Raw genomic sequence first — 11,018 nt, 5'->3', positions numbered from 1 at the left:
TCAGGGCTGGGGTGGTCTTCAGGGCTGGGGTGTCTTCAGGTCCGGGTCGGTCTTCAGGGCTGGGGTGGCGTTCAGGCGATGGCGGTGCTCGCGGCGTCGGCGGCGCAGTCGGGGCACAGGCCCCAGTAGACGACCTCGGCCTCGTCGATCACGAAGCCGTGGTCGTCCGACGCGGTGAGGCAGGGGATCTCGCCCACCGCGCACTCGACGTCGGCGATCGTGCCGCAGCCACGGCAGACGACGTGGTGGTGGTTGTCGGCGACCCGGGCCTCGTAGCGCGCGACCGACCCGGCGGGCTGGATGCGGCGCAGCAGTCCCGCGGCGGTGAGCACCCGCAGGACGTCGTAGACGGCCTGGTGCGAGACGTCGCCGAGGCCGGCGCGCACGGCGCCGATGATCGTGTCGGTGTCGGCGTGCGGGTGGTCGTGCACGGCGGTCAGCACCGCGACCCGAGGGCGGGTCACCCGCAGCTCGGCGCCACGCAGCACCTGCTCGAGCTCGACCGTCGTGGGCATGGCCCGAGCCTGTCCCATTCTCTTGAATGAGTCAAGAAAACTTCTGTCGCGTGAGACACCCGTCCACGACTCCCGGCCACGCGTATCGACAGGGGTGCCCGGATCCGGCCCCCGACCAGCACCCGTGGCCGGAAGTGCGGTCAGTCGTGGCCCACGTCGCGGCGGCGGGGGCGGATCGGGATGGGTCCGGTGTCGGCGCTCCGGTCCCTCGCCCGCAGGTCGGGGCTGCGGTAGAGCGAACCCTGGCCACCTGGGGCGGGGGACGTCGGTGCGGCGGGACTGTGCCGCGGGTCGTCCCACCCGGCATACGGGTCGGGGAGGCTGCCACCCGGGTGACCGCCGCCGGGCGGCGGCTCGTCCCAGTCGTCGGTCTCGTCGAACGGGCCCTCGAAGGGGTCGTCGAACAGGTCTCGCCGGTCGCCCACGCCGAAGATCTCGGAGCAGATGACCCGGTAGTGGTGGTCGGGGTCGGGCACGAAGGTGACCTTGTGGAGGGCCTGGTCCTGACCGGCCGACTCGAGCACGAACCGGCCGTAGCCGAAGATCCGTCCCGGCACTGATCGCTCGTAAGCCATGTCGGTGACCTTGGTCAGCGGCATCATCGGCACGCGCCGGGTGATGAAGCCGTGGAACAACAGCAGTCGCTTGTCGGTGGCGATGAACCAGTCGTGGCGCCAGTTGACGACCTTCCAGGCCGCCCGTGCGACGACCGCGAACCAGGCCCACCAGAGGATGCTGCTGAGGGTGCCCAGCGACGGGTCGATGCGGGCGTCGACCCAGAACGCGAGCACCAGCCCGACCACGGCGGAGCCGACGGGCTCGGCGACCCGGCCCCAGTGCTGGTGGACGGCGAAGACGATGCGTTCCCCGTCGACCAGGTAGCGGTCGATCTCGCCGCGGCTGGGCGTCGGGCCCATCGGGGTGGGCCTACCGGCCGAGCAGGGCGTCGAAGAAGTTGCCGATGTTGCGCGCCCCGTCGGCGAGGATGCTGCCGGAGGTCTTGACGATCTGGGCGGCCTGGTCGGGTGACGTGAAGATGGCGTAGGCGGCGAACGCGACGAGGACCCACAGCAGGATCTTCTTCACGCGCGTCATGCTCAGCTCCTCGAGAGGTCAGGGTCGGTCGTCAGGGTCGGTCGTCAGGGTCGGTCGCCAACAGCGGGCTCAGGCCGCAGGCACGTGGTTCGGGCGCACCACTGGTGTCCATCCTGACCGATGCCATCGGCTGAACGGGTGAGGCGCGCCGCGCGGCCCGGCCACGCGGCATACCCGGTCGGTGGGGTCAGACGACGCCGTAGAGCCGGTCACCCGCGTCACCCAGGCCGGGCACGATGTAGCCCTTGTCGTTGAGCTTCTCGTCGAGCGCGCCGGTGACGAGCGTGATCGGGATGTCGAGGTCGGCCAGCGAGTCCTCGACGTGCTTGATGCCCTCCGGAGCCGCGAGGAGCGTGACGGCCGTGATGTCGTCGGCGCCGCGGTCGGCGAGGTAGCGGATGGCGTCGACGAGGGTGCCGCCGGTCGCGAGCATCGGGTCGACGACGTAGCACTGCCGGCCCTTGAGGTCGTCGGGCAGCCGGTTGGCGTAGGTGATCGCCTCGAGCGTCTCCTCGTTGCGCTGCATGCCGAGGAAGCCCACCTCTGCGCTCGGCAGCAGGCGGACCATGCCCTCGAGCATGCCCAGCCCGGCGCGCAGGATGGGCACGATCAGCGGCTTGGGGTTGGACAGCTTGATGCCCGTGGTCGGGGCCACCGGCGTCTCGATGTCGAACGGCTCCACGCGCACGTCGCGGGTGGCTTCGTAGGCCAGCAGCGTCACCAGCTCCTCGGTCAGCCGCCGGAAGGTCGGGCTGTCCGTGCGCTTGTCGCGCAGGTAGGTCAGCTTGTGCGTGATGAGCGGGTGGTCGGCAACGTGGACGCGCATAGCCGAAACCTAGCGCGTGGCGCGCCCTGCGCGTCCACGTCCGCGGCCCGGGCTCAGCCCACCGGGTCGCGGAAGGGCCAGCCCGCACGGGTGCAGGGGGCCGACCCGCACCGGCCCGCACCGGCCCGCACCGGCCGGCACCCGGCCCCGAGGGCCGGCATGGGCGACACTGGGCGGGTGACCTCGACCCGTGGCCCCGCGCTCGACCAGCGGTATGCCGCGTGGATGGGCCTGGCGCTCGACCTCGCCGCCGCAGCGGCGCGTGACGGCGACGTCCCGGTCGGCGCCGTCGTGGTGTCGCCGTCGGGCGACGTGATCGGTGAGGGGCGCAACCTGCGCGAGGTCGAGGGGGACCCGACTGCGCACGCCGAGGTCGTCGCGCTCCGCGCTGCTGCGCGCACGCTCGGCGAGTGGCGGCTCGAGGACTGCACCCTCGTCGTCACCCTCGAGCCGTGCCCGATGTGCGCCGGCGCCCTGATGCTCTCGCGGATCTCCCGCCTGGTGCTCGGCGCCTGGGACCCGAAGCTGGGGGCGACCGGTTCGGTCTGGGACATCGTGCGCGACCGCCGGGCCACCCATCGGGTCGAGGTGGTCGGCGGGGTGCGGGCTTCAGAGTGCTCTCAGCTGCTGCTGTCATTCTTCGAGGGGCACCGCACGGCCGGAGCCCCCGGCGGGACTCGCGCGGGGGCCTCGCCGGTCGGGCAGTTCGAGCAGGGGGAGCGCGCGTGAGCGGGATCGTCAACAGCCTGGTCAACCAGGTGCTGGGTTCGCCGCCATGGCTCGTCTACCTCATCATCGCGCTCGTGGTCTTCGCCGAGGACGCGCTGTTCGTGGGGTTCGTGCTGCCCGGCGAGACGCTCGCGATCATCGGCGGCGTGACCGCGAGCCTGGGCCACACCTCGCTCACCTGGGTGCTGGTCGTCGTCATCCTCGCGGCCATCATCGGCGACTCGGTGGGCTACGAGATCGGGCGGTTGTTCGGGCCGCGGGTGATGGGGCTGAAGATCCTCGAGCGTCGTCAGGCCAAGCTCGACTCGGCCCAGGACTTCCTGCGGCGGCGGGGTGGCTCGGCGGTCTTCCTGGGTCGGTGGACGGCGTTCTTCCGGGCCGTCATGCCGGCGCTCGCGGGGCTGTCGGGCATGCGCTACCGGGTCTTCCTCCCTTGGAACGCCGTCGGCGGGATCGCCTGGGGCGCAACGGCCGTGACGGCCGGCTACCTCGCCGGCGAGTCGTACCACCGGGTCGAGAAGTGGCTGGGTCGCGGCGCCGCCGGGATCGTCGGGCTCATCGTCGTGGTGGCCATCGTGGCCTGGGCGGTCCGCAGGCATCGCCACCGCGCCCGCGCAGGCTCCGCCTGACCCGCGCCCGCACTTGTTGCCACCTGGCTGTCACGGACGGCCCGGATCAGGGGTCTCGTGACGGCTGGAAGGCAACAAGTCGTGGGGCGCTCGCACTTGTTGCCACCTGGCTGTCACGGACGGCCCGGATCAGGGGTCTCGTGACCGCTGGATGGCAACAAGTCGTGGGGCGCCCGCACTTGTTGCCACCTGGCTGTCACGGACGGCCCGGATCAGGGGTCTCGTGACCGCTGGAAGGCAACCAGTGGCCGTCAGGCGGGTGCCTCAGCCGCGGTCCGAGTCGGCGGCGGTGGCCTTGGGCATGAGGAGCGCCGCGACGATCGTCACGAGTGCGGCCACCAGCACGCCGACGAAGACGGCTGCGCCCGCGTCGGTCGCGGTGCCGGGGTCGGTCTCGGGGTGGCCGGAGCGGGCGATGACGCCGTTGGCGACGGCACCCAGCACCGCTGCACCGACGGCGCTCCCGATCGAGCGCGCGAACATGTTCGTCCCGGTGGCCACCCCCCGCTCGTGCCACTCCACGCTGGCCTGGGCCGCGATCAGCGACGGGCTGGCGACCAGCCCCAGGCCGAGCCCCGTGACGAAGCACGAGACGGCGACCAGCGCCACCGAGGGGTGCTGCGCCGTCAGGGCGAGGGTCCCCGTGCCGAGGACGACCAGCGCCATCCCGACGAGGATCGCGGGTCGGAAGCCGAAGCGGAGGTAGAGCAGGCGGCCCGACAGGGTGGCCGAGATCGGCCAGCCGATGGTCAGGGCCGCCAGCGCGAGACCGCCGACGAGGGGGTCGATGCCGAGCGAGTTCTCGAGGTAGGTCGGGACGAACGACGTCAGGCCGATGAGGATGACACCGACGCCCAGCGCGAGCATCGTGGTCGTGGCGAGCAGCCGGCGGCTCAGCACCCACAGCGGCAGCACCGGCTCCGCTGCCCTGCGCTCGACCAGGAGGAAGGCGAGCAGCAGGAAGGTGCCGGAGCCGAGCACCGCGTAGCTCGTCGGTGACGACCACGACCAGGCCTGGCCGCCCTCGAGGATGCCCAGGATGAGCAGGGACATGGCGGCCGTGAGCAGCGCGGCGCCCGCGTAGTCGATCCGGTGCTCCTGGCGAGCGACCCGCTCGTGGAAGTTGCGGGCGATGAGCGTGCCGGCGACCAGGCACAGCGGCACGTTGACGAAGAAGATCCAGCGCCAGATGCCGAGCTGGGAGAAGATCCCGCCCAGCGTCGGGCCGACGACCGACGACACCGCCCACACGCTCGCGATGTAGCCCTGGGCCTTGGCCCGCTCCGCCACCGTGTAGATGTCACCCGCGATCGTGATGGCCATCGGCTGCACCGCCCCGGCGCCCAGACCCTGCACGGCGCGGAAGACGATCAGCGAGGTCATGCTCCAGGCGAAGCCGCACAGCACCGACCCCGCCAGGAAGAGGCCGATCCCGAACAGCATGAGCGGCTTGCGCCCCACGAGGTCGGCGAGCTTGGCGTAGATGGGCACCGAGACGGCCTGTGCCAGCAGGTAGACCGAGAACAGCCACGGGAACTGGGAGAAGCCGCCGAGGTCGCGCACGACCGAGGGCACCGCCGTCGCGAGGATGGTCGCGTCCATGGCGATCAGCCCGGTCGAGACCATCAGGGCCAGCAGGATCGGCCCGCGGTCGGAGCGCAGGCCCACTCCGGCGCTGGTCGTGGTGGTGGAGGTCATCTTCGGTGACAAGTGCCGACGCCGGCTGTGCATTCCCTGGCCGACCTCCGGGTATGCCGCGGCGGCACCTGTTCGCGTGCGTCTCCGGGGGGCTTCGGGGCGATTTCGTCGCCGTCGACCGCTCTAGTAACCTGCTCCGCGGTGGCGTGTCCGAGCGGCCTAAGGAGCACGCCTCGAAAGCGTGTGTGGGTGAAAGCCCACCGTGGGTTCAAATCCCACCGCCACCGCCAGCTGGAGCCCCCGGGAGCACGTGACCCGGGGGTTTCCTGTTTCTACCGCCCTGCGAGAAACCGGCCCATCGCCCGGTTCCGGGCGCCGCTCCACGGCGACGGTCCCGGAAGTCGGCCCATCGCCCGGTTCCGGGCCTCGCCGGGCGCGTCGGCTGACTGTCCAAGCGGGCTGCGGCATGGAACGGTGGGGTCGTGACCCCGGAGCCCGCTGAGCCAACCGCCCCCACGCCGGTGTTCTTCCTCGCCGGCGGCACGGGGATCTCGGCGGAGACACTCGGCAACCTGATGCTGGCGCAGTTCCCCAGCCTCACCTTCGCGCGACGCAAGATCCCGTTCATCACGACGGTGGAGCAGGCCCGCGCAGTGGTCACCGAGCTCGACGCGGCCACGACCGACTCGGTGACGGCCCTGGTCTTCTCGACCGTCTCGGACGAGGAGATCCGCAAGGAGCTGCAGAAGACGCAGTGCGCGTTCATCGACCTCTTCGGCTCGCACCTCGACACCGTCGAGCGGGTGCTGCACGTCAACGCCACGCACGGGGTCGGCGCGCTCCACGGTGTCGGCGACACCCGTCGCTACGACCTCCGGATGAAGGCGATCGAGTTCGCGATGGAGCACGACGACGGCGCCAGCCTGCGCAACCTCGAGCAGGCCGACCTGATCCTCGTGGCGCCCTCGCGGTGCGGCAAGACGCCGACCTCGATGTACCTTGCCCTCCAGCACGGCCTCAAGGTCGCCAACTACCCGCTCGTCCCCGAGGACTTCGACACCGACAGCCTGCCGCGACCGGTCAAGGGCCTGGTCTCGAAGTGCTTCGGCCTGCTGTCCACCCCCGCCCGGCTCAGCCAGGTGAGGGGGGAGCGGCGCCCGGGTTCGACGTATGCCAGTCTCGCGCAGTGCAGCTACGAGCTGCGCCGGGCCGAAGCGCTCTACCGGCTGCACCGCATACCGTCGATCAACTCCGCCTCGATGTCGGTGGAGGAGATGGCGGCAGTCATCATGCAGACCAGCCGGCTGGGCAACCTTGCCTGAGTCAGTGTCAGATCGCGGCCCGCGCCGCTTGTCGAAAGGATCGCCGTGAGCGGCAACATCTCCTGGTTCAAGGACCTCGGGTTGGGCGACGTCGAGTCCGTGGGTGGCAAGAACGCCTCCCTGGGCGAGATGGTGCAGCACTTGTCGAAGGCGGGCGTGCGCGTCCCCGGCGGGTTCGCCACGACGGCTGACGCCTACCGCCGCTTCCTGGCGCACGAGGGGCTCGCCGACCGGATCAGCGCCACGCTGGCCGGCCTCGATGTCGAGGACACCCGTGCGCTGGCCGAGGCCGGCGCCCAGATCCGCGACCTCGTGGAGGAGCAGCCGTTCCCGGCGGACCTCGAGACCGACATCCGCGCGGCGTACGAGGAGCTCGTGGCCGGTGCGCCCGGTGAGGTGAGCTGGGCGGTGCGTTCGAGCGCGACGGCGGAGGACCTGCCGGACGCGTCGTTCGCGGGGCAGCAGGAGACCTTCCTCAACGTGCTGGGGATCGACAACATCCTGCTGGCGATCAAGAAGGTCTTCGCCTCCCTCTACAACGACCGGGCGATCGCCTACCGCGTGCACAGCAACTTCGACCACGACGTGGTGGCGCTGTCGGCGGGCGTGCAGCGGATGGTGCGCTCGGACATCGGGTCGTCGGGGGTGATGTTCACGATCGACACCGAGTCCGGTTTCCCGGACGCGGTGTTCGTCACGAGCAGCTACGGCCTGGGTGAGGCGGTCGTGCAGGGTGCGGTGAACCCGGACGAGTTCTACGTCTACAAGCCGGCGCTGCGCGCGGGCCGGCCGGCGATCCTCAAGCGTGGGGTCGGCGGCAAGGCCACCAAGATGGTCTACACGCAGGACTCCGCGGTGGGTCGCTCGATCGACTTCGTGCCGGTCGACGAGGCCGAGCGTGGGCGCCTGAGCCTGACTGACGACGAGGTCACCGAGCTCGCCCGGCATGCCCTCAAGATCGAGGAGCACTACGGGCGGCCGATGGACATCGAGTGGGGCAAGGACGGCGTCGACGGCCAGCTCTACATCCTGCAGGCACGCCCTGAGACGGTGAAGTCGCGACAGTCGGGCTCGACGCTGCAACGGTTCCGGATGGACGTGCCGATGAAGGAGCGCGGTGAGGTGCTGGTCGAGGGTCGCGCGATCGGCCAGAAGATCGGGGCCGGCGCGGTGCGGGTGCTGACCAGCGCCGAGTCGATGCACGAGTTCCAGCCCGGCGAGGTGCTCGTCGCCGACATGACCGACCCCGACTGGGAGCCGGTGATGAAGCGCGCCAGCGCGATCGTCACCAACCGCGGCGGGCGCACGTGCCACGCGGCGATCATCGCCCGGGAGCTCGGCATCCCCGCCGTCGTCGGCACCGGCACGGCGACGCGCGCGCTCTCGGACGGCCAGGAGGTCACCGTCTCCGCGGCCGAGGGCGACACCGGCCTGGTCTACGACGGGCTGCAGGAGTTCTCGGTCACCGAGACCGCCCTGGACGACATGCCCGACGTGCCGGTCAAGATCATGATGAACGTCGGCACCCCCGACCAGGCGTTCGAGTTCTCCCGCTTGCCCCACAAGGGAATCGGGCTCGCCCGGCTCGAGTTCATCATCAACCGCCAGATCGGGATCCACCCGAAGGCGCTGCTCGAGCTCGACGACCAGGAACCCGCGATCAAGGCCGAGATCGAGGCCCTCATCGCGGCCTACGACAGCCCCCGCGACTACTTCGTCAAGCGTGTTGCTGAGGGCGTCTCGATGCTCGCGGCCGCGTTCGCGCCCGAGCCGGTGATCGTGCGGATGAGCGACTTCAAGTCCAACGAGTACGCCCACATGCTCGGCGGCCAGCGGTACGAGCCGGACGAGGAGAACCCGATGATCGGGTACCGCGGCGCCGCCCGCTACCTGTCTCCGGAGTTCGCCGAGTGCTTCGCCATGGAGTGCGAGGCGCTGCGGCTGGTGCGCGACGAGATGGGCCTGACCAACGTCAAGGTGATGATCCCCTTCGTCCGCACGCTGAAGGAGGCCGAGGGCGTCATCGACCTGCTCGGGCAGAACGGGCTCAAGCGCGGCGAGAACGACCTGCAGGTCGTGATGATGTGCGAGGTCCCCTCGAACGCGGTCAACGCCGACGCCTTCCTCGACCACTTCGACGGGTTCTCCATCGGGTCGAACGACCTCACCCAGCTCACCCTCGGGCTGGACCGCGACTCCGCCCTCGTCGCCGGGGGCTTCGACGAACGCGACCCGGCCGTCAAGAAGATGCTCACCATGGCCATCGAGGCCTGCCGGGCGAGGGGCAAGTACGTCGGCATCTGCGGGCAAGGTCCCTCCGACCACCCCGACCTCGCCGACTGGCTGATGGACCAGGGCATCGAGTCGATGTCGCTCAACCCCGACACCGTCGTCGAGACCTGGCTCCGCCTCGCCCGGAGATCGCCCGGGGCCTAGGAGCAGGGGCGGGGCGACGGCCGGGTCCGGCCGCGTGCGCGCGGCCGGAAGTCCGGCGATTCGGGAATGAACGCCCCGCCCGATAGGGTTGCAACCACTGCGTGCGCACCGTCGTGCACCACAGGTCGTCTGCTCCGCGCCCCAACTACTGGTTGGCGCCGTCAGCTCACAGCAACTCGTGAGTGGTCCAGCATCTTCGGCCACTCCCTACTGCTGAACTGAGTTCTCTGTGTCTTCGCACGTCGTGTCCCCGAACCACGCCCCGGTGGCCTTTGCCGACCTCGGCATCCACCCCCGCGTCATCACGGCTCTCAAGGAACGCGGCATCGACGCGCCGTTCCCGATCCAGGCCGCGACCCTCCCCGACTCGCTCGCCGGTCGCGACGTCCTCGGCCGTGGCCGCACCGGCAGCGGCAAGACGGTGGCGTTCGCGCTGCCGATGGTCTCCGCGCTGGCCAAGTCGGGCCGCCGTCGGGCGCCGCACACCCCGCGGGCCCTCGTGCTCGTCCCGACCCGTGAGCTGGCGATCCAGGTCGCCGAGACGGTGACCCCGCTCGCCGCAGCGCTGGAGCTGCGCACGATGACGATCTTCGGTGGCGTGGGCCAGAACCCGCAGGTCTCCGCGCTCCGCCGCGGGATCGACATCGTCATCGCGACCCCGGGTCGCCTCGAGGACCTGATCGGCCAGGGCCACGTGCGCCTGGGCGACATCGAGGTGACCGTGCTCGACGAGGCCGACCACATGGCCGACCTCGGCTTCCTCCCCGCCGTCAAGCGCCTCCTCGACGCGACCCCGCGGGACGGCCAGCGACTGCTCTTCTCCGCGACGCTCGACAACGCGATCGACCAGCTGGTGAAGCGCTACCTGCACAACCCCGTCACCCACAGCGTCGACAGCGCCGCGTCGCCGGTGCCGGCGATGACGCACCACCTGTTCAACGTGAGCCGCGACAACAAGCCGGCCGTGGTGCGCGAGCTCGTCGCAGGGCAGGGCCGCACGCTGGCCTTCACCCGCACCAAGCACGCCGCCAAGAAGCTTGCCAAGCAGCTCACCGCGTCGGGCATCCCCGCGGTCGACCTGCACGGCAACCTGTCCCAGGCCGCGCGCCAGCGCAACCTCGCTGCCTTCAGCGAGGGTCACAGCCGGGTGCTCGTGGCCACCGACATCGCGGCCCGCGGCATCCACGTCGACGACGTGACCCTCGTCGTGCACGTCGACCCGCCGGCCGAGCACAAGGCCTACCTGCACCGCTCGGGCCGCACCGCCCGCGCCGGCGCCGAGGGTGTCGTCGTCACCGTCAGCACCCCCGAGGAGCGCGGCGACACCCGCACCCTGATGCGCCAGGCCGGCATCAAGCCGACCGCCGTCGACGTCACCCCCGGACACCCGGCCATCGGCGACCTGACCGGACCGGTGGCCGCCCTGGTCACGCCGGCCCCGGTGGTCGAGCAGGCCAACAGTGGCAACGGCGGACGCTCGCAGCGTGGTCGCGGCGGCTCCGGCGCGCCCCGCCAGCAGGGCGGCGCCGGTCGCGCCCCCGGCGGTGCCGGTCGCGCGTCGGGCGGCGGCGCTCGTGGTCGTCGCGGTGGCTCGCAGTCCTCGAGCACCGAGTCCTACCGCACCGAGACCCCGCGGTCGGGCGGTGCGCGCGGACAGGGTGGCCGCACGGCCGGCTCGTCGGGTGGATCGCAGCGTTCGTCGTCCAGCCGTCAGGGATCCTCGTCGCAGGGCACCTCCCGCTCCGGTGGCGGCATCGCCGCCTTCTCCTCGAGTCGCCGCGGTCGCTGAGCCCGCGCGCCGCGGTCGCTGAGCCCGCGCGCCCACCGG

10 protein-coding genes and 1 tRNA gene are annotated in these 11,018 nt (G+C 71.2%); 6 read left to right on the top strand and 5 right to left on the bottom strand.

Features of this window, described 5'->3' with window-relative positions; translation table 11 throughout:
• Positions 1-71 precede the first annotated feature (71 nt).
• The 4 genes from ABD262_RS11810 to upp all read right to left on the bottom strand — a co-directional run bounded on the left by ABD262_RS11810 (position 72) and on the right by upp (position 2,436).
• On the bottom strand, positions 72-515 hold the full coding sequence (locus tag ABD262_RS11810) for a Fur family transcriptional regulator (protein WP_344136044.1): 444 nt from the start codon (positions 513-515) through the stop codon (positions 72-74).
• A gap of 140 nt (positions 516-655) precedes the next feature.
• Entirely contained in the window at positions 656-1,432 is a 777-nt protein-coding gene (locus tag ABD262_RS11805) for a PH domain-containing protein (RefSeq protein ID WP_344136042.1), read from the bottom strand.
• Positions 1,433-1,442: 10 nt separating this feature from the next.
• On the bottom strand, positions 1,443-1,610 hold the full coding sequence (locus tag ABD262_RS11800; protein WP_344136039.1) for a hypothetical protein: 168 nt from the start codon (positions 1,608-1,610) through the stop codon (positions 1,443-1,445).
• 187 nt (positions 1,611-1,797) lie between these two features.
• Positions 1,798-2,436: a uracil phosphoribosyltransferase gene (gene upp / locus ABD262_RS11795; protein WP_344136036.1), complete on the bottom strand. Its 639-nt coding sequence runs from the start codon at positions 2,434-2,436 to the stop codon at positions 1,798-1,800.
• 225 nt (positions 2,437-2,661) lie between these two features.
• On the opposite strand from upp, the gene tadA reads away from it, so the two are divergent.
• Both tadA and ABD262_RS11785 read left to right on the top strand, forming a co-directional pair.
• Positions 2,662-3,165: a tRNA adenosine(34) deaminase TadA gene (gene tadA, locus ABD262_RS11790; RefSeq protein ID WP_344138170.1), complete on the top strand. Its 504-nt coding sequence runs from the start codon at positions 2,662-2,664 to the stop codon at positions 3,163-3,165.
• Positions 3,162-3,794, top strand: a complete 633-nt coding sequence (locus ABD262_RS11785; protein WP_344136033.1) for a DedA family protein — start codon at positions 3,162-3,164, stop codon at positions 3,792-3,794. Before tadA ends, ABD262_RS11785 begins: the two co-directional genes overlap by 4 nt.
• Before the next feature lie 264 nt (positions 3,795-4,058).
• Here the strand turns inward: ABD262_RS11785 and ABD262_RS11780 are convergent, their stop codons facing one another.
• Positions 4,059-5,492 (bottom strand): MDR family MFS transporter, encoded by a 1,434-nt coding sequence (locus ABD262_RS11780; RefSeq protein WP_344136030.1) that lies wholly within the window; start codon positions 5,490-5,492, stop codon positions 4,059-4,061.
• 140 nt (positions 5,493-5,632) lie between these two features.
• Between ABD262_RS11780 and ABD262_RS11775 the strand changes: the two genes are divergently transcribed.
• From ABD262_RS11775 to ABD262_RS11760, 4 genes are all read left to right on the top strand, one after another.
• A tRNA-Ser gene (locus ABD262_RS11775) sits at positions 5,633-5,722 on the top strand.
• 192 nt (positions 5,723-5,914) lie between these two features.
• Positions 5,915-6,754 (top strand): pyruvate, water dikinase regulatory protein, encoded by an 840-nt coding sequence (locus tag ABD262_RS11770; protein ID WP_344136027.1) that lies wholly within the window; start codon positions 5,915-5,917, stop codon positions 6,752-6,754.
• Positions 6,755-6,799: 45 nt separating this feature from the next.
• On the top strand, positions 6,800-9,190 hold the full coding sequence (gene ppsA, locus ABD262_RS11765; protein WP_344136024.1) for a phosphoenolpyruvate synthase: 2,391 nt from the start codon (positions 6,800-6,802) through the stop codon (positions 9,188-9,190).
• A 229-nt stretch (positions 9,191-9,419) separates the two neighbouring features.
• Positions 9,420-10,979 (top strand): DEAD/DEAH box helicase, encoded by a 1,560-nt coding sequence (locus ABD262_RS11760; RefSeq protein ID WP_344136021.1) that lies wholly within the window; start codon positions 9,420-9,422, stop codon positions 10,977-10,979.
• Positions 10,980-11,018: the final 39 nt, after the last annotated feature.

It is taken from the genome of Pedococcus bigeumensis (assembly GCF_039531795.1).
GTDB classification, from domain to species: domain Bacteria; phylum Actinomycetota; class Actinomycetes; order Actinomycetales; family Dermatophilaceae; genus Pedococcus; species Pedococcus bigeumensis.
The sequence above is the reverse complement of the archived record's forward strand: the minus strand, read 5'-3'. Positions and strand labels throughout refer to the sequence as shown.